The sequence below is a fragment of the Pseudomonas sp. JUb42 genome, from assembly GCF_024807945.1.
Taxonomy (GTDB): domain Bacteria; phylum Pseudomonadota; class Gammaproteobacteria; order Pseudomonadales; family Pseudomonadaceae; genus Aquipseudomonas.
Map to the genome: position 1 here is coordinate 1 of NZ_JANUFD010000001.1, position 23365 is coordinate 23365.

A 23365-nucleotide genomic window follows, 5' to 3' on the forward strand; every position below is an offset into this window, starting at 1 on the left:
GATCGGTGTTCGAACTGATGCCAGTGGCATCACCTGGAGCTGTGTCCGAAGTGATTCGCGGGAAATCACCCTGGTCGGTGGTTGAGGTGATGCCCTGGGCATCACCTTGGTCGGCGCTCGAAGTGATGCCCGGGGCATCACCCTGATCGGTGTTCGAACTGATGCCAGTGGCATCACCTGGAGCTGTGTCCGAAGTGATTCGCGGGAAATCACCCTGGTCGGTGGTTGAGGTGATGCCCGGGGCATCACCCTGGTCGGTGTCCGAAGTGATGCCCTGAGCAACCAGTGCCGGGTCGATAGCTATTCCCGGGGAATAGGTCGATTCCGAATTCGGCGTGTTGTCCGGGGCAACATCCAGATCCTGGCCTTGATCTATGCCCGGGGCATAGGTCGGCACTAAGTTCGAAACGTTGCTAGGGGCGAAGCCCACGCTCGTCAGCGCGCTGTCCACGGCTCAGAATCCCAGCTCTTGGCGAATAGCGCGCATCTGGTCTCTGCCCCTAGCCACGGCGATTTCGTCACGTGGCGCTGGCGGGGATGCCGTTTGTTGGATAGGGCTATGCGATACCAACTCAGGCTGCGGTTTCGGTTGCTGTACCGGGGTTACTGGCGTGCGGTTGGGCTCTGAGGGTGCTTGCCAGAGCGCATTGAACTCACCTTTGTTCGCCTTTTGGACGCAACTGAGCAGGTAAGCCAACGGGTTTTTTACGCCGCCGGAGAGGATGCGGTGGTGCCATTGGTTCAAAAGCGCCTGTCGAACAGCAGGGTCGACCAGGCTGATGGCGGCCAGCGCTTTCTGGCGCTGATCTGGGGTCAGACGTTTCAGTGACTCTGTGATGTCTGCGCTGGTCTGGGACTCGTGCAGTACAAAGCTTTTAGATACAGAGGTATTAGTATTTGTATACGTACTATATGAGTTCGGATTCCGAACTGAGGCCAAAGTAGCCAATTGTTGCATGAGTTCGGATTCCGAACTCGGTGGTTGGACACGGCTATCACGCTCTATTCCACTGATTTCGGAATCCGAACTCGGTGTTTCAGGGGGGCTCGTTGCCGGAGTTCGGATTCCGAACTCAGTCAGAACAGGTGCAGCCGAGGTGAATTCATCGTGCAGTTCACCAGCACCCAAACGTTCTGCCATCACGTCGAGACGAGTTGGAAGCGATTTATCAGCTACATGCAGATCGGCCGTCACGTCATTGAACGCGCGTTCGGCCATCAGACGTATCGCCTTGTTGGCATGATCAAGTGATTGGCCAATCAACAGCATGAAGTCGCGATCGATCTCCATGGCTTCTGCGCAGCCGATGGGCTCGTCATGCAGGATGTACACATTGCCTTGCATGCGCCCGCTCACTGCATCGCGCACTCGACGACCCAGGCTGAGCCAACGCGTCAGGCGAAGGTGAGTGAGCGTTTTAGCGATCGTTTCCCTCGATGCCGGTTTGCCAGGTGTCGACCCGAGATAGGGTCGTAGTTCCTCGTAGGTGGGGAATGCGGTCAAACCGTCGCTATTGATCAACAGACGAAAGACCTGCCAGGCATTGCGTTCGAGAGGAGACAAGCGATCATCCAGAAGAAGACGACGCGGTACTGTTTCATGCGGATTGCCGCTGAATACGATGCCGGCGTACTGATCGTGCGCTGTGTCGTCCTCTTGATCGCTACCAGTGGCGCCAGTAGTGCGGGTATTCGAGACTTTCACCTGGAACGCTGCTGCTTGCTGCAGAGTCCCGGCAGCAGCATTAATAACGGATCCCAGTGAGAGCCGCTTCGACAGTCTTATCACATGCGTTCGCCTTCTACCTGACCGAGGTTTTCATCGCGTGCGAGTTGTCCTGATGCCGTATCGTTTGATCGGTCTCTTTTCCGGGAAGGGTTTGGGGTTAGCAAAATGAGACTGGCAGGCTTGCGAGCGGTGCCGGCCGGATACAGACCTTCGCTAATCCACTGTTGGATTTTGTGCCATATCAGTCCGAGAGTGACTCTACCAGTGGCGTCACCGGCCTCCTGATCGAGTGGAATATTGACTTCTTCCGTTATCAACATCGCAATGTCTAGCAGGGCCATCGGATCCTGGTAGTCAGCTCCGAACTCGTCCATGAGATGGACGAATCTGTGCCACAAAGGGGTGTCATCTGGAACATCCCTGTTGCGGCCGGGCTTGCCGGGAACCCCCACGATGACACGTTGAAGGGCAACGTCCTGTGGCGACATGCCAAAAAACTGTTGGAGCATCGGCGTAGTTGCCCCCAGTCGCAGGGCTCGTTGGACCATCCGAGTCTCTTCATCACTTCGATCCTTGGTCGATAGCAGGCGTTTAACCATGTCTTGATCGACTAGGATTTGGCACCAGAGGGCCGATGAATTCAAAAGCACGCTGAGCGCACTTGGGCTCTGCAGGACGCTTAAAATCTCAGGATCCAGTCCCATATCAAGACATCTACGAACTTCACCATTACGCAGCAGGTGAAGGATCTGATGGATAATGGCTTCATTGAGGGGATTATGTTTTTTGCCCATGAGGGGCCTCCCCAGGTCTTGGCTTCTTGGCGGTCATGGGTGTGCGTCTCCACATTGTTGAATTTCAAGCTCAACAAGGCGCCGTCCGAGGCGGATCAAACGAAACAGTTTCACGATGGCCGCATCATCCAATCGCGTACTGGTAGACGGTGGTTGGCTTGGGAGGGACATTTGTCCAAACAACAACTCACCCAGCGCGGCTGTGAATTTGAATTCGGCGAGTTCAAGCGGTTGTTCGGTGGTTTGCTGTTCAAGGGCGATGGCAAAGACACCACTGAGTGCTTGAAGCAGTGTCAACGTATGTGCCGACTTGTCGGTCAGTTCCACATCTTCTGCGGGTTCATTACAGATGAAACCGGCGCCTGCTTGAACGTCGATCACATAGCGGCCACCCAGGCCTGACATTTCGGCGATCTCACGGGCGAGTTGCGCAGCGACCTGGCGCAAGTCTTTTGGAAAGTCCAATTCTCGTTCGATGTACCAAACGTCGGAGATTGGAAACAGACCTCCGGCCTGCACGGGGATCGACACCAGCGCATTGGCATTGAAGTCCGGCAAAATTTCGCCATCCATGGCGGCGATCTTTTGCTTGATGTCCCGCACTCGCTGTGTCGTAGCTACCGGTGTAACAATATGGCCAGCGATTCTCGCTTCGCGCTCCTCGTCGGTAAGCGGCGGCTGAGGCGGCGGTGTTGCGTCTGTCTGTTGTTTGGGCTGATCAGTGGGTTTCTGCGGCTGCTTGGATTGGCCCGCTGGAGAGGGGAGACCGGACGCATTCGGCGCAGGAGGCTGCTGCGGGCTTCCACCCTTCAGACTTTCATCACCATTGGACGAGGCCTGATTTAACGTGTCCTGCCCAGAATATTGGGCATTGATGGATGCCGGTGGGTAATACGGCAGGTTTTCCATTGGGGTCGTTCGCCTGGCCCGACCCTGATGCTCATTAATGTCCAAGAGCACCTGTTCATAGGTCTTCCCTGTTCCTTCCTTCATGTTGCCAATTAGTTCATCCTGGAAACGCTCGTAGACAAACTCGGCCGCGTCCACGTCGAACTGAGACAACACTTCGAGGAACAGAAATTCAAAATCAGGAGAACGAGCCTCGCTCTTTGGTAAGTTTTCCCAAGTTAGGGCCGCGCATTTTCGCAGTGACAACAAGCGTTCAACCTGGTGTTTTCCCAGGCCTGAGTAGAGAGTGTTGGGGATGGCGGGTAATAAGCACCGAACTGCATCCTGCATACGGCTGATATGAGACTGAGAAACAGGGTATCCGTCCGCCGCCAATCGTCGAGCTAGTTCACGCTGAGAAACAGGTTCGCCCACTTCTAGCTCATACATCTTGCGCGCTTCTTCGATGCCCATAGCGCGTTCAATAAACATCAACTGACCTTGCAGGTCGTTTTCTGCAAGGTGGCCGGTTAATGCAATGATTTCTCCGCGGGCTTCGTCCCAGGGACGAAACAGAACCGGAATCTTGTAAAAGCGCTCCTCCTTGGTCTCGGCGTATAGCTCTTTCAATATCGTCAGACGGGTATTCCCGCCGTTTCTGATGACGTACTTGGAATGCCCAGGGCGGCGAGTGACTGGCGGTGGTTGATCCAGACCGCGTGCCAGGATCGATGCTTTCAGTTCCTGGTATTTGGAGTTGGTGATTTTGCGAGGGTTATTCTCGTAAGGAATCATGTCCTCGATGCACAACACCATTGCTGTCGGCGCGATGGGGTCCGATAGTTTATCAACGGTCGGTCCGGAGCGCGCAAAGGAGCCCTGAAAGAGCTTTCCGGTCAGCGCTTCGGGTGAAAGGGGCTTGTTGGACATTTCACGCCTCCTTGGCGGCAGCCATCTGGCCAACAGGGATGCGGCCGGATAGCAGGACATCGATGATCGCTTTGAGGCGAGTGATTTCGTCCTCCAGTTCTGTGGTCACGCGCATGCGGTGAACGATTTCAGCATTCATCGAGCGAAGGCATGTTTTGGCCTTGCCAGCGATTTCATCGCGCATGCCTTCGGGAAAACGGACAACAAACTTTTCGTCGTTCTGGCGAGCGGGAAGCACACTGCGGTTCATGAACGACTGCTGATGGTCATGCGTGACGGTGGGAGCGTGACTGTTCGCGTGAATGAAGTTCATGGCTGTAGCCGTTGGCTGAGCGGATTGGTTAAGGCTCATTTCGCTGCTCTCTTTTGGAGGAATGATTTGCTACGGAAGGGGATTCGATACTCGACAGCTAACCGCCGACAGCGCGACTCCGGCTCATTCAGAAGCTTGGCGGCCTCGGCGAGCGTCTTTGCATTCGACGCATGGCCTACCAACAGCTTGGCCAGATTCGCGTCATCGATGATCGAGTGAGTCGCGAGTTTGGGCTCGGCTACCGCTTCGATCTGGCGACCCCGGGCCAGGAAGTCGGCCACCGCTCGGTCGATCCGCTCTTGTTCGATTTGCCGCGCGCTTGGGGTTGGAGGATCGTTTTCAACGGCATGGATAAGCTCCATCACGAGCACCTCGCGCTGTCGATCTGCTCGAATAGATTGCCGGCTTGAATGTGGGTGATTTCTGCTTCACGCACGTCATTGAACCGTTCAGCAATGTCGGCCAGGAACAAGCGAGTAGCCTCGCGGGATCCTGTGATTTGAAAGGCGACGGTGCAATGCTGGACATCCTGGTCTGGGGCCAGGTAGGGCATGACCAATGTCTGGTAGCCGCGAGCTTGTAGGAATTGTGGTACCCAAACGGACCAGAAGTAGCTGGATAACAGCGCACCTGGTGCCAGCAGCTCGATCTCAACAGTTCCTTGAGCAGTGTCGGATAACGTCACGTAGCCAAGGTCTTTCATGCCGACAAGGGCTCGTGCCTGGTGCTTTGTAATGATGGTGCTGCTGTGTTTGGCCAATCGCTGTACGGCCTGGGCGATGCCATCCAGTTCGTTGCCATCGATCCCGTGTTCATGGGCATAGGTGAACGCCGAGTTCTGGAATTCTTGTTTGGCATGGAAGCGGGGTAGGTCGCGAGATGCAGCTGCGTACTGTAGTTCTGCTATGTGTTCGCCACCGCAGCGCGGGCACGAACCGGCAGCGACAAGATGCGCTGGATGGTGCTGACGGCAACCCAGGCACTCATGTGTGATTTGCAGATTTCTTGCGGGCGAGTTCATGCGCGTGCTCCTAGTCCTGACCATGTAGCTGGACGAACGAAAGGCTTTGGCCGATGGGATTTTTTGACTCAATGGAAGATCCATTGGGCTTGAAAGGGTGCCGGACGCATCCAGTGGTAGAGTTTGGGGTTCTAGGACACAAACTTTTGACCTCTGGAGGTCCAGCATGAAAAAGCAAGAAGACCCGCTTCCACCTGAAGTGTTGTACTCGTCGGCAATGCAGGCAGGAATTTGCGATGCATTGAGAATCATCGGGATTGTTCTGGCAGGAGATAAGCCAGCGGCCGCACTCTTGAAACAGTCATTTGATGTACTCATTGCGGCTGTTCCTGAGCGTTTTGGAGAGCTGAGTCAAAATCCTCTTGTGATGGAGGGTTACAAGGAGCCTCTGAAATGCTTGATGGAGGCGCTACACAGCCGGGAAATGGCGGGAACGGGATCTTCACGAGCTCATTGAGATAAGCTCCAAAAGCAGCGTGCTTTGCCTCTTCAACGGTGGCACCTTGATTTATCTTGTCGTCGTAGCATTGCTTCGAGGCCGCTTGAAAAATTGGTAGGGCGGCCTCCGTTACTTTTCCATAAGCGACGACAAACTCGATCACCGGGCGTGAATACAACGCTCTCTGAACGCCAGGATTGAAAAGACGCTGCAAAAACGCATCAGTGGCTACTGAAGCCAGCGATCCGAGGGGGTTAGCTCTCATGCGCCTGCTCCTTGCCAATAGGTGGCCGAGAGATTTTCGAAGCGGGTTTGGCTGGCGATGAAAGCAGTTCGCACTGTCCCTATTGGACCATTGCGATGTTTCCCCAGGATCAATTCTGCGATGCCTTTGTGTTCGGTCTCTGGGTGGTAGACCTCATCCCGGTAGACGAACACAATCAGGTCGGCGTCCTGTTCCAAGGCGCCTGACTCTCGTAAGTCGGCGTTCACAGGACGTTTGTTTGGGCGATGCTCCAGGGAGCGGTTGAGCTGGGAGAGAGCGACAACGGGGCAGGCCATCTCTTTGGCCAGGGCTTTAAGCGAGCGAGAAATTTCTGAGATCTCATTGACCCGATTCTCACTTCCGGGACACCGCATCAGCTGCAGGTAATCCACCATGATCAACACAGGTTTGCCAAACTGCCTCGCTCCCCTTCTCGAGCGCGCTCGCAGGTCTGTAGGCGACAGCCCTGAAGTGTCATCGATTACCAAGCGGGTTCCGTACGACTGGATGCGGTTCAAGGCATATGAGAGCTTTGGCCAGTCCTCATCATCGAGCTGTCCTGACATCAGCTTTGAAAGGTCCAGGCGCCCAAGGACAGCAATCAGACGATAGAGAAGGGCATCTGCCGGCATCTCTAAGCTGTAGATCTGTACTGAACTGTCCGGAAATTTTTGTAGCGCCGCGTCGACGAAGTTGAGCGCCAGGCTGGTTTTCCCCATTGAGGGCCTGGCAGCCAGAATGATTAGGTCTGCGTCCTGCAATCCCCCTGTCAGCTTGTCAAAGTCATTAAGTCCAGTTGGCAGCCCTCTTATGGGGTTTCCACTGTTGAAGCGCTCGTCGATCTGGTCGACGATTTTTCCCAGCGTATTGAGGACGTCGACGAACTCTGCTTTCTGATGGTTCTCACCCATCGCAAATAACCGCTGCTCAATTGATTCTTGTACGGCAGTTGCACTGGCTCGCTCCTCCGACGCATCACGAGTCAGCTGATGGCCGAGGGAGATCAGCCGGCGTAAATGGGCACGGTCACTGACAATCTTCGCGTATGACACAATGTTGGCAACTGACGGCGTGTCTTTTGCCAGTACAGCGAGATAGGCCAGACCTCCGGCCTCATCAATGTTCTTGGTTGCATTCGCGACCGTCACAACATCAAACGGGCTGTTCAGCTGAGCCAACTGCTCGATGCTCTGGAAGATGACCTTGTGATCTCGGCGAAAAAAGTCTTCCGTTTTGACCACATCGGCAATTAGATCCCAGCTTTGGTTGTCTAGCATCAGGCCGCCGAGGATGGCCTGCTCAGCCTCGATCGAATGTGGGGGAGTAAATTCGGTGAGAGTCATTTTCCACCCCCACCGGGCAATTGTGCTTGCGCAGATCGGTTTACGCCCTGGTGCAGGTACGCTGCTGAGCCCTGTACCCATCCTTTCTCCAGTGAGCGTGAGTCGTGACCCCGGACGGGTGTTTCTTTGGGCTTTGTTGCCTGCAAGTTGGGGTGGTGGATCGCGAGGTATGCTGTGATCGCCTGTTTCGTCTGCGGCGATTGAGAACCAGCAAAGCGTTCTACGGTGTTTTCAACGGCACTGATCCATGCTTCAGCGAACAATTGGCCGCGCCGACGCTTAGTCGACAGCTTGCACCGCTTCTGCTCCGACACATGCTGGCGCCGAGCGGCTAACAATTGCTGATGCAGGGCTGAATAGGCGTAGGCTGCCCCCTCGGGTGATACGCCGGTTCCGATGAATTTGAAGGAGTAACCCGTGGTCCCCGCACGGTGGTACGCCAAGTAGTCGCAATCAAATGCTTTTGCACAGGTGCGGGCTAGGCTATAGAGCCAACTTGCCGGCGGTCGCAGGGTGCCTGTCAGCACGCTGGCGTCGTTGACCTGGTACGCTTGAAGCTCCTCTTCCAGTAGGTTGTATTGCTCCATCAACCAACGACCTTGCCTCAAAGCCGTTGCGGCTTCATTCGCGGTCGCGCCTTTGGCGTTGGCCAGTGCAAAGCATTTGGCAACTTTTTCGATGATTCGTTGGCGATCCATCAGCAGGCCCTCTCAGCGATTTGAGAGGGATATGTTTTGGTTAGAAGCAGCAGGAGGGCCTTTTCACTTTGACGCAGACCCTGTGAGATTTCAGTCACTCGCGAGTGCAGTTCATCAAGCGAATGTTGAGCTGTCCCAGTAGAGGGGGCAGCAATATGTTCCTGAATCGCCGATTGGCAATCGCTGAAAAGCTCGTGGAAGAAATATTCGCTTCCGTAATTCCGACCGAGAGCCTCTGCCTGTTTCAGCAAACCAGCCTTGAAGAGCGAGGCGGTTTTATTCGGTTTGAGCAGGCCGAGCTGGTTCAGACTCATGGCCATGCACAGCCCGTTGACCTGCTGCTCCTGTGTTTCATGCATGAGGGGGAAATATGCTTTCGTCAGCTTCCAGCTCTGAGCCTGACGTGCGTTGAATGCCTGCTCCAGGGCTTTCTCATCCTGTAGCTTGCATTCCTTGGCCTTCTCAATGCGCTGACTGAAACTCTGAATGACGGCAATTGATTGGTTCAGCACTGCATGTTCATCTGCTTTCAAGAGCTGACCCAAACCTCCTTGGGGGTTCGCCAGGTCAGCCAGGACAACTGCTGTCCTCGTAAGCTTTGTTTTATATACCCGAAGCTGATGGGCACTTCCAAACATCTGCTCCAGTGGAAGGGGCTCGTCGATAGAGGCGTTTGCATTCATGGCCGAAATCCTGCCTTGACCAATTGCTTCACGGCCTCCTCGGTTAGGGCTTCGAATCGATCCAGCCATTCGGGAAAGAGCTCGATGGCGAGTTCGCGGAATACGGATAAAGCGCTCTCGCCTTGCTTATTCGACGGCTTACGGTATTCCCGGTGATGGATTGGGATGCCGTGTGTCGAAGCTTCCCGGAACTTCACCGAGACGGGGATGGTGCTGCGCAGCACTTCGATTTGATCGCTGTCTTGGAATGCGCAGCGAATCGACTCGTGTATGGCTCGGGCATCATTGGTCTGGTCCAGACTATTGATCACCACCTTTACGAGCGGGATGTTCAAACCTAGGAGCTTGTAGGTCTGAAGGCCATCCAGCGTTTGCAACAGCCCCCGGCTGAACTCCCTGGCTGACAACATATTGGGTGGTAGAGGGGAGACCGCGAGGTCAGAAGCCAGGAGCACCATCTCAAGCAGAACGCTACGAGCCCCCTGCGTATCGATGATCACCAGGTCAAATTGCCCCTCGAAGGCTTGAAGTAACTGAGCCAGTCGAAGCCGTCCGTCGGGAGCTTGTAAAAGCAGGTTAATCAGCTGGTTATTCGGGTCGTTTGACAGAATCAGCGAGAGGTTGGGAACACTGGTGGTAGAGATCACGCGCGCCGGATCAGTGATGTTCAGCGCAATCAGATCGTAGATGCCGCCTTCCGCCTCGTGTACCAAGGGGTAGTAGGATGATGCAGAGGGTTGAGCTGGATCGAGGTCGATGAGGAGGGTTCGCAGACCCGCATCGGCGCAGAGCGCGCCCAGATTGACGGCAACTGTCGTTTTGCCGACACCGCCTTTGGTCGAGATGACCGCGGTTCTTTTCATTTTCATGGAACAAAGCCTCTAATGGGGACATTAGAGGCTGCTTTAGCCGTTGTTAAACGATTGAATCAGATAACATTTTTCCGCATGTGTCGGTGCTGAACGGCCAATCATCTTTTAACCAATTGGTCGTAGGTTCGAATCCCACACGACCCACCATTTTTGGCCTCAACAGCAATGTTGGGGCCGAATCTTATAGATCTGATGCCTTGTGCGCCAGATCGCAGGCAGAGAGCTTGTCTCAGAGCTGCCTTGTAAAGCTTCAACCGGGGTATAGCGCAGTCCGGTAGCGCGCCTGCTTTGGGAGCAGGATGTCAGGAGTTCGAATCCCCTTACCCCGACCATTTTTGCTCAAGCTGTATCTGAGTAAGAAACAGGATCCATGCACTGCTCAGTGCATGAATCGAGAAAACGTCCTTCGGGACGTTTTTTTTTGCCTGAAAAACGTGCCCTATCGAATAGGCAGCGCAGCGACTTTCTGGCCACTCATATTTTTAATGTGGGAGCGAATTCATTCGCGAAGGGGCCCGTAAATCCGACGCGGTTATATTGCCTGTAACCCCGCTTTCGCGAATGAATTCGCTCCCACAACATTAGCGCCCACAGGCCCTGCTCCCATATATCTGTTCCCAATTCTCATTCTGCCTTGATGGCGACAACGTCCACGAACAGATACGACCCTTGATCCCGATCAAACGCTGTTAACTACGGAGCGCGTAGAACAGTCGAAACTTGCCTGAGCCTATTCCACGGCAGGTATCCCCGAGGCTGTCAGGCCGCACTGGGGTCTGAAATTCCATTTCGAGGATAGTGCGATGTACCGCAAGACGTTATCCAGTGGGCGCCAGATTGAACTTCCGATTGACGCCAATATATTGTCGACGACCAATACGCAAAGTTGCATCAACTATGTCAATGCGGATTTCGTTTCCATCAGCGGTTATTCCGAGGGCGAGTTAATAGGCCAGTTGCATAATATTGTTCGCCACCCGGATATGCCGGCAAAGGCGTTTGACCATATGTGGGCCACATTGAAAGCTGGCCATTCGTGGATGGGCCTGGTTAAAAACCGCTGCAAGAACGGTGATTATTATTGGGTCAGTGCGTATGTCACACCCATCAGACAGAACGGCGATATCGTTGAATATCAGTCAGTGCGCACCCGGCCCCAGCCTGAACAACTTGCAGCCGCCGAAGCACTCTATGAGCGCATCAAAAACGGAAGTAAATCGCCGCGCAGTCTTGGCTTGCGCAGCAAATCCGCGATGTTGGTCGCGGCAGTCGTGGCTTTCGGTGTAGGCGGCTGCGCCGGTCTTCTAAGCCTGCCCGTTACGGATGACATGCTGCTCGCCGGGGCCAGTGCCGTACTGAGCGGCGCCGCTGTGTGGTGGCTGCTGGCACCGTTGCGTGAGTTGGTCGAACGGGCTCGGCAGATTGCCGATAACCCGCTGAGTCAGGTGCTGTACACCGGGCGCAGTGACGAACTCGGGCAAATCGACTTTGCCTTGCGCATGGTGCAGGCCGAGACCGGCGCGGTCATTGGCCGGATCGCCGATGCGTCAAGCCGTCTGGATCGCCATACCCAGAACCTGTTGGGCGAGATCGATGCAAGCAACACGCTCAGCGTGCAGCAGCAGGTGGCCACGGATCAGATCGCCCTGTCGGTCAATGAAGTCGTCTCCAGCATCCAGGACGTCGCGCGCAACGCCCAGAACGCCGCCGATGCCGCGCGGCTTGCCGGTGAGGAGACCCTGGCCGGTCAGGACTTGGTGGCCCTGACCAGCGAGTCGATCAGCGAGCTCGAGCGCAAGATCCAGCAGGCCGTTCAGGTCGTGCATGAGCTGGAGGGGCGTAGCAGTGAAATCTCCCAGGTGCTGGACGTCATTGGCGGTATTGCCGAGCAGACCAACCTGCTGGCGCTCAATGCAGCCATTGAAGCGGCGCGTGCCGGTGAGCAGGGCCGCGGCTTCGCGGTGGTGGCCGATGAAGTGCGCAGCCTGGCCGCGCGCACCCAGCAGTCGACCATGGATATCCACCACATGATCGCCGGGCTGCAGCAGGGCGCGTTGTCAGCGGTCAGCGTGATGGATGAGAGTCGTGAACAGGCTCAGTCATCGGTCGAGCATTCCCGCCAGGCCGCAGCGGCGTTGGTCGGGATTGGTCAGCGGGTCACCGATATCGCGCAAATGAATACGCAGATTGCCGCAGCGGTGGAGCAGCAGGGGGTCGTCAGTGAGGACATCAACTGCTCGATCGGCAGGATTCGCGACGCGGCGCAGCGCAATGTGCTAACGGGCGAAAACAATCGCAGGAGTGCCAGCGAAGTCATGCAACTGACCGGCAGACTGTATGGCTTGGTGCAGCAATTCAAGGCAAAACGCCAGTAACGATATCATCGACGGCATTTGTTTCGGGTACACTCGATGAATGCCGAATAAATACCTCGCACAGAAGCCTCTGCCGCGCATTTTTAATAGCGTGATCACACGGCTATTGTGCGTTGCGCTGGGCATTGTAATTCTCGGCTCCTTTTTGCGTTATTACGTCTTGAGTGATTTTTTGCGACAGGACCTGGGATCCGTTGCCGAACAACAGCAACTGGCACTGGCGACTTATGTTGCGCGGGATATCGACGGAAAAATCATCAGCCGCCAGGTATTGCTGGATCGTATTGCCGCTTCCCTGCCGCTGAATCTGCTGAGCCAACCCGAAGCTCTGCGGGCCTGGCTCAAGGAGCGCTTTGTTTATCAGACTCTGTTTTCTTCGGGGCTGTATGTCATCGGCATGGATGGCAAGAACCTCGCGGACTATCCGATCTATCCCGAGCGCGAGCGTACCGATTTTTCCCAGCGCGACTACTTCAAAATTGCCTTGAGCGGCTCCAGCTATATTGGTCGGCCACGGGTCGGCATCTACGCCAAAGTGCCGATTCTGCCCATAGCCGTGCCGATCAAAAACGCCAACGGCGATGTCATGGCCGTGCTGGTGGGCAGTACGATTCTATCCGGGCATGGCTTTCTCGATTCCCTGCTGCAAAGTCGTGGCGACAATGTCGCGACGGGCTTCATGCTGGTTTCGCCGAGAGACCAGTTGTTCGTCGCCTCCTCGCAAACTCAGTCGATGCTCTCACCCCTGACCACGCCGGGCGCCGACCCGATGCTTGATCAGGCCATGAAGGGTTTTCGGGGTGTGGGGATTGCCATGGATGACCAGGGCGTGGAGCAGGTTTCGGCCATGGTCTCGGTGCCCAGTGCAGGCTGGCTGGTGGTGTCACGCATGCCGACCAGCATTGCCTTTGCCACCATCGGCCGACTGCAACATTTCCTGATCAAGAACGCCACTATCGCGACCTCTTTCTTCATGTTGCTGGCCTGTGCGGGTTTGTATTTTGTCCTTGGCCACCTGTTCCGCGCTGCGGAGTGCGCCGATCGCATGAGCCGGGGCGAGATACCTCTGGAGCCGTTGCCGGTTCATCGTGAAGACGAAGTTGGTCACCTGATCTCGGCATTCAATCGCTTGCTGCTCAAGCTGGACGAGAACCAGGACGAACTCAAACGCCTGGCCCACACCGATACCTTGACCGGCCTGCCCAACCGCGTGCACCTCTCCGAGCGCCTGCCGTACTTGCTGGCACAGGCGCGCGAGAATGGCAGCCAGGTCGGCCTGCTGTTCATGGATCTGGATGGTTTCAAGGACATCAACGACAGCATGGGCCACGAAGCCGGTGATGAGGTGCTGCGCGAAGTGGCGGCCCGTTTCAACGATGCCGTGCGCGAGGCGGACACCCTGGCGCGGATCGGCGGCGACGAGTTCATCCTGCTGCTCAGCGGCCTTGGAAGCAACGCCGAACTGGTGGCTGGCACCGTCGCCGCACGCTGCATTGCGTCACTGGAGCAGCCGTTTTGCCTGTTCAACAAGCACTGCCGGCTCGGCGTATCCATCGGCATCGCCATCAGTGACGGCGCCAATACCTCGGACGAACTGCTGCTGGCGGCTGACCGGGTGATGTACCAGGCCAAGAAAATGGGGCGCGGGCGGTATGTAACCCATACCCTGGAGATGGGCTAGGTGTGGAAGCTAATAATGTGGGAGCGAATTCATTCGCGAAGAGGACGGTACATCCGACGGATCTTCATCGTCTGAAGTACCGATTTCGCGAATGAATTCGCTCCCACAGGATTCTCTTCTACAGAGTTTTTCAGGCGCAAGCCTGCGCGGTGTCAGCTACCGCGCATCAATGCAACTTCATCCGCGGCTCAGTCCCTCGGCCAATCCGGCTGCCGAGCATCAGCATCAGGGTGCGGAACATCCCGTACAGCGCCACCTGGTGCATGCGGTACAGCGAGATATAGAACATCCGCGCCAGCCAGCCCTCGAGCATCACGCTGCCCATCAGGTTCCCCATCAGATTGCCCACCGCCGAGAAACTCGACAGGGAAATCAGCGAGCCGTAATCCTGATATTTGTATTCCGGCAATACCTGGCCTTCGATACGTGCCTTCAGGGATTTTACTAGCATCGACGCTTGCTGATGCGCCGCCTGGGCGCGCGGGGGGACGTTGCGGTCGGTGCCTTTCTGCGGGCAGGCCGCGCAGTCGCCGAAGGCGAAGATATTGTCGTCGCGGGTGGTTTGCAGGGTAGGGCGCACTTGCAGTTGATTGATGCGATTGCTTTCCAGACCGTCCAGTTCATGCAGGAAGCCCGGTGCGCGGATGCCGGCGGCCCAGACCTTGAGCGTCGCCGAAATAAACTGCCCGTTCGCGGTGTGCAGGCCTTCGGCGGTGACTTCACTGACCGCCGAATTGGTCAGCACGGTGACGCCGAGTTTTTCCAGCGTCTTGTGTACCGGCCCGCCAATACGCTCCGGCAAGGCAGGCAGGACCCGCGGCCCGGCCTCGATCACCGTGATGCGCAGGTTCTCCGGCTTGATCCGGCCCAGGCCGTAGGCGGCCAGTTCATGGGCGGCGTTATGCAGCTCGGCGGCCAGCTCGACCCCGGTCGCCCCGGCGCCGACGATGGCCACGTTGATCTGCGTCGGGCTCTCGTCCTGCCCGGCGTGGGCACGCAAATAGTGATTGAGCAACTGCTGGTGGAAGCGCTCGGCCTGCTTGCGCGTATCCAGAAACAGGCAATGCTCCGCTGCGCCCTGGGTGCCGAAATCATTGGTGGTACTGCCCACGGCAATCACCAGCGAGTCGTAATCCAGGCTGCGCGCCGGGACCAGCTCGGCGCCATTCTCATCGGCGGTGGCGGCCAGGTGGATCTGTTTGGTCTCACGGTTCAGGCCGGTCATGCGCCCGAGCTGGAACTGGAAATGATTCCACTTGGCCTGGGCCACGTAGTTCAGCTCGTCCTCGTAGGAGTTCAGCGAGCCAGCGGCCACTTCATGCAGCAGCGGCTTCCAGATATGGGTGAGGTTGGCGTCGACCAGTGTGACACTGGCCGTGCCGCGTTTGCCCAGGGTCTTGCCCAGGCGTGTAGCCAGCTCCAGACCGCCTGCGCCTCCGCCAACGATCACGATGCGATGAGTCATAGGGATATCTCATAAGGTTTAAGGAATTCGGGGGCAGCGGCAGGGCCGGGGGCGCGAGCGCGAAGCAGCTCATAGCGCAATCCAGGCCAGCAGGCGGCTCAGCAGACCCAGACCGACCACGACCGCGACCACCAGCACAAGGAGCAGCCATGGCCGAAAAGGCCGGCGCTCGACTCGATGCTGGGGCGCTTGCAGGTACTGTTCGACCCGTTGCTGGTCGTCAGGGTTCAGGCGGCTGGACATGTCGGCCTCTGGGAATACTGCATGACGCAGTAAAATCCGTAGGAATGATTGCCATTTGTAACATTGACGGGGTAATTACGCCATCGACATGCGCGGCCTACAGGCTGATACCCACGTCGAAAATCACGCTGCGACCCAGATTGGTCCGCAGGAAATCCGGCGCCTCGGGATGAGCGAACAGCACCCTGGCAAAGGTCGGCCCGACCAGGGACAGCGAGCGCCAGCCCTGGCGCAGGTATTCGGTCGGAGGCGGGAAGTGGCTATTGAGGTCGAGCACTTCGCGCTTGAGGCTGACGAAGGCGATAAGATCCAGCTTGCTCAGGTCCAGGTCGCGTTCACGGTAGTTGCCGGCCTTCTTGCGCAAGGTCGGCCCGAGGCGTTCCAGCAGATCGGCGGCAGGGATGCGCTTGGGCTTGGCCTGGCGGCGCACCAGTTCACTGAGAGAATCGGCACTGCGCCGCCGTTCCAGTTCTTCGCGCCATTCATCGTTGAGGCGACGGCCTTCATCGAGCACAAAAAACACCTCGAAACAGGCGTTGCGAAACAGCACATCGGGCGGTTCTTGACCGGCGGCAGTGAAGTCTTCGTCGCGATGGCGGATATTCAGACCCTGGAGCAGCCGCTCGCACACCCATCGTTCGCGCTCCCACTTGCGCGCGTTGGACAGGAACGAGTTGGCTTGTTCGGCCTGGATAGTAAGCAGGCGCAGAAAGTCTGAGTCATCCATGGCCCAAGCTTAACGTTGTAATCACTACAACTGAAAGTACGAAAGCCTGCGCTGTAGACTATTGAGCGAAATTTCACCGATGAAGCGATTGAGGACCCCGTCTTGAAACTCTGGCCTTTACTGTTGCTGATTCTCGTGCCGTGCGCCGCCCAAGCCCTGGAAGTCGGCGAGCGCCTGGCGCCCTGGACCCTGCTCGATCAATTCGACAAACCCTATACCTTCAACGAACAGACCCAGACCCTGCTGGTGGCGCGCAGCATGGACGCGGCCAAACTGGTCAACGGCGCCCTGCAAGACAAGCCCGAGGGCTTCCTGGAGGCGCGCAAGACGGTGTTTGTCGCCGACATCCACAAGATGCCCGCGCTGATCAGCAAGATGTTCGCCGTGCCGGGCATGCGCGCCTATTCCTACCGGATCATGCTCGACCGCGACGCCCGGGTGGTACCGCGTTATGACGGCGATATCGACAAGGTGTTGTGGTTGCAGGTGCAGAACGGGCGATTGGTCAAACAACAGCAATTCAGCAGTAGCGATGAGTTGCGCGCCGCCCTCGAACGGCCATGATTGGCAGCGAGGTGCTGACCACGCCGACCCTGCTGGTTGGCTGGCTGCTCTACACGCCGCTCTTATGCTGGGCGCTCTGGCGCTCGCCCTGGGTTGAGCTGTTTACCGACAGCCGCCGCCAGCATTTGCTGTTCGCCACCATCTTCGGCCTGTTTTTGCTGTGGCTGATGCGCCGGGATTTTGATACTGGCGTGTCCTACCACTTCCTCGGCATGACCGCCGTGACCCTGCTGCTGGACTGGCCCCTGGCATTGCTCGGCGGCTGCGTCGCGCAACTGGGCTTGGCGTTAATCGGGCGACAGGACTGGGCCGCCCTGGGCGTCAACGGCCTGCTGTTCGTGGCGCTGCCGGTGCTGGTCACGGAAATCTGCGCGATCTGCGTCGAGCGGGCGCAGCCCAAGAGCCCCTTCGTCTACATCTTCTGCTCAGGATTCTTCGCCGCAGCGCTGTCGGCCTTGCTCTGCCTGCTGCTGGCGCTGGGACTGTTGTGGTTCGAGGGATTATTCGCGATGCCGGAATGGCTGGAGGATTTTATCGGCTACCTGTGGCTGATCATTTTCCCCGAAGCCTTTATCAACGGAATGATCATCAGCGCCCTGGTGGTCTTCGCCCCCGAGTGGCTGGAGACCTTCAACCGCACGCGCTACCTGTCGGCGCCGTGGAAGGAGGGTGAGTGAACGTCGGGCACCTTATGGCCTGCGTACTTGATACGTAGCGAGAGCACCTATAGACCTGTGGGAGCGGACTTATCCGCGAAGAGGCCGGTACATTCGCTACATTTTTATCGTCTGTAATGCCTTCATTCGCGAATAAATTCGCTCTCGTCAAACAACGCGCAATTTACTAAATCACAAGGACTCCGTGGGAGCGAATTCATTCGCGAAAGCGGTATCCAGGTGATGAAGATGCTTCGAATGTACCGGCCTATTCGCGAATGAATTCGCTCCCACAAGATTTGCGCCCTGCCTCGGTTAGTGTTTGCGGCGTGACAGCGCGGCGTCTTCCACAATTCGCTTCCACAGTAACTGGAGTGGATGTTGTTTGAATCAATGCTCCCGAGGCGGCAAATCCCCGGAAAACAATTCATCTTCAGCATCCGGGCTGCCCGCAATGGCATGTTCTTCGGACGCCCAGGCACCCAGGTCGATCAGCTTGCAGCGGTCGGAGCAGAACGGCCGCGCGGTGCTTGCCGCGCTCCACTCAACAGGGGCGCCGCAGGTCGGGCATTGCACGGTTGTCGGGCTCATGATTGGCCTCCACGTAAAGTCAGATAAAAGTGATGCAGCCGCTCGACTTCCTGTTGCAGCCAGGCGTGATCGCGGTCGTTGACCAATACATCGTCGGCATGACGCAAACGCTCTTCGCGATCAGCTTGCGCCTTGAGAATCGCCTGCACCTGTTCGGCACTGGAGCCGTCACGCTGCATGGTGCGCTGGATCTGCAGAGCCTCCGGCACGTCGATCACCAGAATGCGCTGAGTCATGCGCGATTGGCCCGACTCGACCAGTAGCGGCGATACCAAAATGGCGTAGGGCGATTGCGCGCGAGCCAGGTAGCTGGCGATTTCCTCACCAATCAACGGATGCAGCAAGGCTTCCAGCCAGCGCCGTTGCTCGGCATCCTGAAAAATCAGCCCACGCAGAGCGCCGCGATTGAGGCTGCCATCGACCTGCAGCACGCTGTCGCCAAAGTGCTCGACAATCCGCGCCAGCGCCGGACGCCCCGGTTCCACCACCCAGCGGGCGGCGTTATCGGCGTCCACCAGGTGCACACCGAGGTCGATAAAGTGCTGGGCGGCCGCGCTTTTGCCACTGCCGATCCCGCCGGTAAGGCCGAGAATCCAGGGTTTGTTAACAGGGTTGGTCATTTGAAACCGGCAAACTGCAAATATGAGTCGGTTATTTGACCACCCCAGAGCAGCGCGATCCAGCCTGCAATGGCCAGATAAGGACCGAAGGGGATCGGCGTGCTCGTCTCGGCATTGCGCAGGCGCAGAATAATCAGGCCCAACACCGCGCCTACCGCCGAAGACACCAGAATGGTCAACGGCACAATCTGCCAGCCACCCCAGGCGCCAAACAGCGCCAGCAGCTTGAAGTCACCCTGACCCATGCCTTCCTTGCCGGTGAGCAGCTTGAAGATCCAGAACACCGACCACAGGCTCATATACCCCAGCACCGCGCCCCACAAGGCATCGTGCAGAGTGGTAAACAGCCCGAAGGTATTGGCGATCAGCCCCAGCCATAGCAACGGCAGCACCAGCGAGTCCGGCAGCAACTGGTGATCCATATCGATCACACTCATCGCCAGCAGCCCCCAACTCAACAACAACACCGCCCCCGCCTGCCAGCCAAAACCGAAATGCCAGGCAATGAATGCCGACAACAGCCCACAGGCCAGCTCGATCAGCGGGTAGCGCTTGCTGATCGGCGCCTTGCACGCCGAGCATTTGCCGCCGAGGAACAGGTAGCTGATGACCGGCAGGTTTTCCCAGGCGCGGATTTTGTGGGCGCAATGGGGGCAGCGGGAGTGGGGCAGGAACAGGTTGAAGGTCTCGGTTTTATCCTCGGCGGGCAGGGCGAGCATGTCCCGGGCCTGAGCGCGCCAGTCGCGTTCCATCATGACGGGGAGGCGGTAGATCAGGACGTTGAGGAAGCTGCCGATCAGCAGGCCCAGGACCAGAATGGCGAGGGTGAAGGCCAGGGGGAAGCTGGTGAAGAAATCGGAGAAGGGCATGGTCAGACGACGTTTCCGAGTTTAAAGATAGGCAGATACATCGCGATAACCAGGCCGCCGACAATCACACCAAGGACCGCCATAATCATGGGCTCCATCAGACTGGTCAGGCTATCGACCATATTGTCGACTTCGCCTTCGTAGTAGGTGGCGACTTTGTCCAGCATCGAGTCCAGGGCGCCAGACTCTTCGCCGATGGCCGTCATCTGGATGGCGAGGCTGGGGAAGACGCCGACTGAGCGCATGGAGAAGTTCAGTTGCATGCCTGTGGAAACATCTTGTTTGACGCGGTGTACGGCATTCTTGAAAACGATATTGCCTGTAGCCCCTGCCACCGAGTCCAGAGCCTCAACCAAGGGAACGCCTGCTGCAAAAGTCGTTGCCAAGGTACGTGCATATCGCGCAACCGATGATTTATAGATCAGCGGCCCGATTACCGGCATCTTCAGCAGATTTCTGTCCAACCAGTCACGGAACGCTTCGGATTGTTTGTAGGCACGTTTGAACATAAAAAACGCACCGACCATCCCGATAAGAATCATCAGCCAATAGTCCTGAACGATCTGGGACAGACCGACAACCATCAGCGTAAACGCAGGTAGCTCAGCACCAAAACCAGCAAAAATACTCTGGAATTGCGGAACCACCTTGAGCAACAGAATCCCGGTTACGATAAATGCCACTACCATGACCGCAATCGGGTAGGTCATGGCTTTCTTGATCTTGGCCTTCAGGGCCTCTGTTTTCTCTTTATAGGTTGCGACTCGATCGAGCAGCGACTCCAAAGCACCGGATTGCTCACCCGCGTCCACCAGGTTGCAGAACAGATCATCGAAATATTCCGGTTTGCTTCTCAGCGCAGAAGCAAAGCTGTTGCCGGCCGCAACGTGCTGCTTGATGTCGTCGACCATCTTGCGCATATTCGGGTTTTCCGCGCCCTCGCCAATAATATCGAACGACTGCAGCAGCGGGACACCGGCCTTCATCATGGTCGCCATTTGCCGGGCGAAAAATGCGATATCCAAGGGCTTGATTTTTTTGCCCTTGCTAAAGAGGGATACAGGTTTTTTCCGCACTTTCAGCGGGTTGATTCCCTGTTTACGCAACTGTGCCTTGATCAGCGGAATATTATGCCCGCTGAGTTCGCCGTTGACGGTTGCGCCTTTACGGTCTTTGCCTTCCCAAGTGTAAACACTGACTTTAACTTCTTTGCTCGCCATTGCTTAATCCTTGGTCACGCGGTTGACTTCTTCGAGACTGGTAACGCCTTGCATTGCTTTGCGCAGGGCCGAGGTGCGCAGATCAGGGAAACCGTCCTTGCGCATTTGCGAGGCGATCTCCAGAGCATTGCCTTCTTCCATAATCACCCGTTCAAGCGCGGCAGTTTTCTTGACTACTTCATAAATCCCGACGCGGCCTTTATAGCCGCCATTGCATTGATCGCAGCCCACGGGCGCATAGATCTTGAACTTACCTATTTCCGCTTCCGGGAAACCTTCCTTAATCAGGGTTTCCCGTGGCAGATCCACCTCTTTTTTGCAGTACTGACACAGCTTGCGCGCCAGACGCTGGGCGATAATCAGGTTGATGGCTGTTGCGATGTTAAAAGCCGCCACGCCCATATGATGCAATCGAGTCAGGGTCTCAGCAGCGCTATTGGTGTGCAGGGTCGACATCACCATATGCCCGGTCTGGGACGCCTTGATCGCGATTTCTGCGGTTTCCAGATCACGAATCTCACCGACCATGATTACGTCAGGGTCTTGACGCAAGAAAGCACGCAGGGCCTGAGCAAAGTCCATTCCTTGACGCGGATTGACGTTAACCTGGTTGATCCCCTCCAGGTTTATCTCTACCGGGTCTTCGGCGGTGGAAATATTGATATCCACGGTATTAAGGATATTCAGCCCGGTATAAAGAGAAACGGTTTTACCCGAGCCTGTAGGGCCGGTAACGAGAATCATCCCCTGGGGCTGCTTGAGCGCTTCGAGATACAGCTCTTTCTGGTCGGCCTCATAGCCCAAGGCGTCAATGCCCATTTGCGCGCTGGTAGGGTCTAGGATCCGCATCACGACCTTTTCACCCCACAACGTCGGTAGGGTGTTCATACGGAAATCGATGGATCTGTTCTTCGATATCCGCAGTTTGACCCGGCCATCCTGAGGTTTACGGCGTTCGGAAATATCCAGCCCGGCCATGACCTTTAGGCGCGCGGCGATACGCCCCGCCAGATTGATGGGCGGCTTGGCTACTTCATGAAGAATGCCGTCCGTGCGCAGGCGTACGCGAAAGCTCTTCTCATAGGGTTCAAAGTGCAAGTCAGACGAACCCATACGAATGGCGTCCATTAGCATCTTATTGACGAAGCGCACCACCGGCGCATCTTCCGAGTCGTCCTTGGCGCTGATTGAGGTTTCTTTAATGTCGTCCTGGCTGGATTCGAATTCGACACCCAGGTCGAGATCACCAAGGTCGCCCATGCCGCTGCCACCGTCAAAAAAGCGGTCAATGGCGATGGTGAGTTTGTCGTCCTCTACCAAAATGGCTTCTGTATTCAGCCCGGTACTGAACTGGATATCAGTAATAGCCTGATGGTTGGCCGGGTCGGAGACGCCAACAAACAGCTTGTTGCCGCGTCGCCATAAAGGCAGGGCATGATGTTGGCGAATCAGCTTTTCGCTGACCAAACCCTGAGGCTGGGATTCTTTATCGATGGTATTAAGGTCGAGAAACGGCAGGCCGAACTGTTCAGAGGCCATCTCGGCCAATGTCAGGCTTTTGACCAGCTTGTTCTGTACCAGGTAACTGACGAAGGAGCTCTTGTTGCGCCGCGCTTCTTGATAAGCCTGCTGGGCAGTTTTTTCGTTGAGAAGCTCGGCCACAACCAATTGTTTGGCCAAACCCGTGAGGACGACATCAGTCATAAAACCACCAGACACAGACAGTGTGAGGTTTATAGCGCAGTCGGACCTTGCTGCCAAATCATGACGCAGCAAGTGACATAAATTGTCAGTTTGTGCTGGCTGAGGGAATGGTTAAGCGAGCGAAATGCGTGAAAAATGTAACCCTCGTCACAAAAACAGGAATTGGCACAGCCTGTGCTTCTGTCGGATCAGGGCAACACCCATTTGACGCCTGGAGAAGAAGTAAATGAAAAACGCATCGAAATCCCTGCAAAAGGGCTTCACGCTTATCGAACTGATGATCGTGGTGGCAATCGTAGGTATCCTGGCAGCAGTGGCATTGCCGGCTTATCAGAACTACATCAAAAAAGCTGCTTACAGCGAAGTGCTGGCGGCAATGGGTTCGGTTAAAACTGCGATCTCGGTTTGCGCAGCTCAAAACACCAGCAACGCTATTACAGGTTGCGATACCGCAACTGTAGTAGGTGTTACGCTGCCTAGTGGCATTACTAGTGGCGCTGTCAACACTATTACTATCACCTCAGGTACTGCGGCAATTGTTGCGAAGCCGAACAACTTTAAAGGTATCGTAGATACAGATACTTGCACATTGACCCCTACTGGTGTTGATAGCAAGATCAGTTGGGCATACAGTGGTGCTTGCGTCACCAACGGTTATGTTAAAATTTAACATGA

At 56.4% G+C, this 23365-nt stretch carries 24 protein-coding genes, 1 tRNA gene and 1 pseudogene; 7 read left to right on the top strand and 19 right to left on the bottom strand.

The genetic code is table 11. The annotated features are described in order from the left end of the window. From M2401_RS00005 to M2401_RS00035, 7 genes and pseudogenes are all read right to left on the bottom strand, one after another. Window positions 1-397, bottom strand: a pseudogene (locus M2401_RS00005) (hypothetical protein); the annotation flags it as partial. Window positions 398-454: 57 nt separating this feature from the next. Next, the gene (locus M2401_RS00010; protein WP_259098182.1) at window positions 455-1789 is read right to left on the bottom strand and encodes an STY4528 family pathogenicity island replication protein; all 1335 of its coding nucleotides are present in this window, start codon (window positions 1787-1789) and stop codon (window positions 455-457) included. After that, window positions 1786-2523 carry a DUF2857 domain-containing protein gene (locus M2401_RS00015; protein ID WP_259098184.1) on the bottom strand — a complete coding sequence of 246 codons (738 nt, stop codon included), beginning with the start codon at window positions 2521-2523 and terminating at the stop codon, window positions 1786-1788. The genes M2401_RS00010 and M2401_RS00015 overlap by 4 nt, the downstream gene beginning before the upstream one ends. 33 nt (window positions 2524-2556) lie before the next feature. Beyond that, the gene (locus M2401_RS00020; protein ID WP_259098185.1) at window positions 2557-4341 is read right to left on the bottom strand and encodes a ParB family protein; all 1785 of its coding nucleotides are present in this window, start codon (window positions 4339-4341) and stop codon (window positions 2557-2559) included. Window position 4342: 1 nt separating this feature from the next. Continuing rightward, the gene (locus tag M2401_RS00025) at window positions 4343-4693 is read right to left on the bottom strand and encodes an Arc family DNA-binding protein (protein ID WP_310504103.1); all 351 of its coding nucleotides are present in this window, start codon (window positions 4691-4693) and stop codon (window positions 4343-4345) included. Beyond that, the gene (locus M2401_RS00030) at window positions 4690-5016 is read right to left on the bottom strand and encodes a hypothetical protein (protein ID WP_259098187.1); all 327 of its coding nucleotides are present in this window, start codon (window positions 5014-5016) and stop codon (window positions 4690-4692) included. Before M2401_RS00030 ends, M2401_RS00025 begins: the two co-directional genes overlap by 4 nt. Then, window positions 5016-5675 carry a hypothetical protein gene (locus M2401_RS00035; RefSeq protein WP_259098189.1) on the bottom strand — a complete coding sequence of 220 codons (660 nt, stop codon included), beginning with the start codon at window positions 5673-5675 and terminating at the stop codon, window positions 5016-5018. The genes M2401_RS00030 and M2401_RS00035 overlap by 1 nt, the downstream gene beginning before the upstream one ends. 166 nt (window positions 5676-5841) lie before the next feature. On the opposite strand from M2401_RS00035, the gene M2401_RS00040 reads away from it, so the two are divergent. Then, window positions 5842-6132, top strand: coding sequence for a hypothetical protein (locus M2401_RS00040; protein ID WP_259098190.1), 291 nt, complete (start codon window positions 5842-5844; stop codon window positions 6130-6132). A gap of 243 nt (window positions 6133-6375) precedes the next feature. Here the strand turns inward: M2401_RS00040 and dnaB are convergent, their stop codons facing one another. The 4 genes from dnaB to M2401_RS00060 are packed head-to-tail and all read right to left on the bottom strand — an operon-like array spanning window position 6376 to window position 9966. Then, on the bottom strand, window positions 6376-7722 hold the full coding sequence (dnaB, locus tag M2401_RS00045; RefSeq protein ID WP_259098192.1) for a replicative DNA helicase: 1347 nt from the start codon (window positions 7720-7722) through the stop codon (window positions 6376-6378). Next, window positions 7719-8420 carry a DUF2786 domain-containing protein gene (locus M2401_RS00050; protein WP_409033857.1) on the bottom strand — a complete coding sequence of 234 codons (702 nt, stop codon included), beginning with the start codon at window positions 8418-8420 and terminating at the stop codon, window positions 7719-7721. The genes dnaB and M2401_RS00050 overlap by 4 nt, the downstream gene beginning before the upstream one ends. Next, a complete protein-coding gene (locus tag M2401_RS00055) occupies window positions 8420-9103 on the bottom strand; it encodes a hypothetical protein (RefSeq protein WP_259098194.1) in 684 nt (227 codons plus the stop codon). The genes M2401_RS00050 and M2401_RS00055 overlap by 1 nt, the downstream gene beginning before the upstream one ends. Next, a complete protein-coding gene (locus M2401_RS00060) occupies window positions 9100-9966 on the bottom strand; it encodes a ParA family protein (protein WP_259099812.1) in 867 nt (288 codons plus the stop codon). The genes M2401_RS00055 and M2401_RS00060 overlap by 4 nt, the downstream gene beginning before the upstream one ends. 264 nt (window positions 9967-10230) lie before the next feature. Here M2401_RS00060 and M2401_RS00065 point away from each other — a divergent pair. The 3 genes from M2401_RS00065 (at window position 10231) to M2401_RS00075 (ending at window position 14031) form a co-directional block, all read left to right on the top strand. Further along, a tRNA-Pro gene (locus tag M2401_RS00065) sits at window positions 10231-10307 on the top strand. A gap of 471 nt (window positions 10308-10778) precedes the next feature. Next, window positions 10779-12350 (top strand): PAS domain-containing methyl-accepting chemotaxis protein, encoded by a 1572-nt coding sequence (locus M2401_RS00070; RefSeq protein ID WP_259098195.1) that lies wholly within the window; start codon window positions 10779-10781, stop codon window positions 12348-12350. Window positions 12351-12522: 172 nt separating this feature from the next. Next, a complete protein-coding gene (locus tag M2401_RS00075) occupies window positions 12523-14031 on the top strand; it encodes a diguanylate cyclase domain-containing protein (RefSeq protein ID WP_259098197.1) in 1509 nt (502 codons plus the stop codon). Between the two features lie 166 nt (window positions 14032-14197). Here M2401_RS00075 and M2401_RS00080 read toward each other — a convergent pair whose 3' ends face one another. From M2401_RS00080 to M2401_RS00090, 3 genes are all read right to left on the bottom strand, one after another. Continuing rightward, window positions 14198-15496, bottom strand: coding sequence for an NAD(P)/FAD-dependent oxidoreductase (locus tag M2401_RS00080; protein ID WP_259098199.1), 1299 nt, complete (start codon window positions 15494-15496; stop codon window positions 14198-14200). A gap of 69 nt (window positions 15497-15565) precedes the next feature. Beyond that, window positions 15566-15739 carry a DUF3094 domain-containing protein gene (locus tag M2401_RS00085; protein WP_259098202.1) on the bottom strand — a complete coding sequence of 58 codons (174 nt, stop codon included), beginning with the start codon at window positions 15737-15739 and terminating at the stop codon, window positions 15566-15568. Window positions 15740-15836: 97 nt separating this feature from the next. Next, entirely contained in the window at window positions 15837-16466 is a 630-nt protein-coding gene (locus tag M2401_RS00090) for a DUF1780 domain-containing protein (RefSeq protein ID WP_259098203.1), read from the bottom strand. A gap of 102 nt (window positions 16467-16568) precedes the next feature. Between M2401_RS00090 and M2401_RS00095 the strand changes: the two genes are divergently transcribed. Together M2401_RS00095 and M2401_RS00100 are read left to right on the top strand one after the other, a co-directional pair. Beyond that, window positions 16569-17030: a hypothetical protein gene (locus M2401_RS00095; protein WP_259098205.1), complete on the top strand. Its 462-nt coding sequence runs from the start codon at window positions 16569-16571 to the stop codon at window positions 17028-17030. Next, window positions 17027-17707, top strand: a complete 681-nt coding sequence (locus M2401_RS00100) for an energy-coupling factor ABC transporter permease (protein WP_259098207.1) — start codon at window positions 17027-17029, stop codon at window positions 17705-17707. The genes M2401_RS00095 and M2401_RS00100 overlap by 4 nt, the downstream gene beginning before the upstream one ends. Window positions 17708-18076: 369 nt before the next feature. Here M2401_RS00100 and yacG read toward each other — a convergent pair whose 3' ends face one another. The 5 genes from yacG to pilB are packed head-to-tail and all read right to left on the bottom strand — an operon-like array spanning window position 18077 to window position 22690. Continuing rightward, window positions 18077-18280, bottom strand: a complete 204-nt coding sequence (yacG, locus tag M2401_RS00105; RefSeq protein ID WP_259099814.1) for a DNA gyrase inhibitor YacG — start codon at window positions 18278-18280, stop codon at window positions 18077-18079. Beyond that, window positions 18274-18897 carry a dephospho-CoA kinase gene (gene coaE, locus M2401_RS00110; RefSeq protein WP_259098209.1) on the bottom strand — a complete coding sequence of 208 codons (624 nt, stop codon included), beginning with the start codon at window positions 18895-18897 and terminating at the stop codon, window positions 18274-18276. The genes yacG and coaE overlap by 7 nt, the downstream gene beginning before the upstream one ends. After that, entirely contained in the window at window positions 18894-19766 is an 873-nt protein-coding gene (locus M2401_RS00115; RefSeq protein ID WP_259098211.1) for an A24 family peptidase, read from the bottom strand. Before M2401_RS00115 ends, coaE begins: the two co-directional genes overlap by 4 nt. 2 nt (window positions 19767-19768) lie before the next feature. Continuing rightward, the gene (locus M2401_RS00120; RefSeq protein WP_259098213.1) at window positions 19769-20986 is read right to left on the bottom strand and encodes a type II secretion system F family protein; all 1218 of its coding nucleotides are present in this window, start codon (window positions 20984-20986) and stop codon (window positions 19769-19771) included. Between the two features lie 3 nt (window positions 20987-20989). Continuing rightward, window positions 20990-22690, bottom strand: coding sequence for a type IV-A pilus assembly ATPase PilB (pilB, locus tag M2401_RS00125; protein ID WP_259099816.1), 1701 nt, complete (start codon window positions 22688-22690; stop codon window positions 20990-20992). Between the two features lie 226 nt (window positions 22691-22916). Here pilB and M2401_RS00130 point away from each other — a divergent pair, with 226 nt between their 5' ends. Then, complete coding sequence (locus M2401_RS00130; RefSeq protein WP_259098214.1) at window positions 22917-23360, top strand: prepilin-type N-terminal cleavage/methylation domain-containing protein; 444 nt, start codon at window positions 22917-22919, stop codon at window positions 23358-23360. Window positions 23361-23365: the final 5 nt, after the last annotated feature.

What these genes read in the sequence shown, in the direction of transcription:
- M2401_RS00090 (WP_259098203.1), bottom strand. Translation starts at nt 16,466, where the DNA reads ATGGATGACTCAGACTTTCTGCGCCTGCTTACTATCCAGGCCGAACAA.
- M2401_RS00070 (WP_259098195.1), top strand. Translation starts at nt 10,779, where the DNA reads ATGTACCGCAAGACGTTATCCAGTGGGCGCCAGATTGAACTTCCGATT.
- M2401_RS00060 (WP_259099812.1), bottom strand. Translation starts at nt 9,966, where the DNA reads ATGAAAAGAACCGCGGTCATCTCGACCAAAGGCGGTGTCGGCAAAACG.
- dnaB (WP_259098192.1), bottom strand. Translation starts at nt 7,722, where the DNA reads ATGACTCTCACCGAATTTACTCCCCCACATTCGATCGAGGCTGAGCAG.
- M2401_RS00080 (WP_259098199.1), bottom strand. Translation starts at nt 15,496, where the DNA reads ATGACTCATCGCATCGTGATCGTTGGCGGAGGCGCAGGCGGTCTGGAG.
- M2401_RS00020 (WP_259098185.1), bottom strand. Translation starts at nt 4,341, where the DNA reads ATGTCCAACAAGCCCCTTTCACCCGAAGCGCTGACCGGAAAGCTCTTT.
- pilB (WP_259099816.1), bottom strand. Translation starts at nt 22,690, where the DNA reads ATGACTGATGTCGTCCTCACGGGTTTGGCCAAACAATTGGTTGTGGCC.
- M2401_RS00055 (WP_259098194.1), bottom strand. Translation starts at nt 9,103, where the DNA reads ATGAATGCAAACGCCTCTATCGACGAGCCCCTTCCACTGGAGCAGATG.
- M2401_RS00120 (WP_259098213.1), bottom strand. Translation starts at nt 20,986, where the DNA reads ATGGCGAGCAAAGAAGTTAAAGTCAGTGTTTACACTTGGGAAGGCAAA.
- M2401_RS00015 (WP_259098184.1), bottom strand. Translation starts at nt 2,523, where the DNA reads ATGGGCAAAAAACATAATCCCCTCAATGAAGCCATTATCCATCAGATC.
- M2401_RS00030 (WP_259098187.1), bottom strand. Translation starts at nt 5,016, where the DNA reads ATGGAGCTTATCCATGCCGTTGAAAACGATCCTCCAACCCCAAGCGCG.
- M2401_RS00035 (WP_259098189.1), bottom strand. Translation starts at nt 5,675, where the DNA reads ATGAACTCGCCCGCAAGAAATCTGCAAATCACACATGAGTGCCTGGGT.
- M2401_RS00085 (WP_259098202.1), bottom strand. Translation starts at nt 15,739, where the DNA reads ATGTCCAGCCGCCTGAACCCTGACGACCAGCAACGGGTCGAACAGTAC.
- M2401_RS00130 (WP_259098214.1), top strand. Translation starts at nt 22,917, where the DNA reads ATGAAAAACGCATCGAAATCCCTGCAAAAGGGCTTCACGCTTATCGAA.
- M2401_RS00050 (WP_409033857.1), bottom strand. Translation starts at nt 8,420, where the DNA reads ATGGATCGCCAACGAATCATCGAAAAAGTTGCCAAATGCTTTGCACTG.
- M2401_RS00040 (WP_259098190.1), top strand. Translation starts at nt 5,842, where the DNA reads ATGAAAAAGCAAGAAGACCCGCTTCCACCTGAAGTGTTGTACTCGTCG.
- coaE (WP_259098209.1), bottom strand. Translation starts at nt 18,897, where the DNA reads ATGACCAACCCTGTTAACAAACCCTGGATTCTCGGCCTTACCGGCGGG.
- M2401_RS00115 (WP_259098211.1), bottom strand. Translation starts at nt 19,766, where the DNA reads ATGCCCTTCTCCGATTTCTTCACCAGCTTCCCCCTGGCCTTCACCCTC.
- M2401_RS00100 (WP_259098207.1), top strand. Translation starts at nt 17,027, where the DNA reads ATGATTGGCAGCGAGGTGCTGACCACGCCGACCCTGCTGGTTGGCTGG.
- M2401_RS00025 (WP_310504103.1), bottom strand. Translation starts at nt 4,693, where the DNA reads ATGAGCCTTAACCAATCCGCTCAGCCAACGGCTACAGCCATGAACTTC.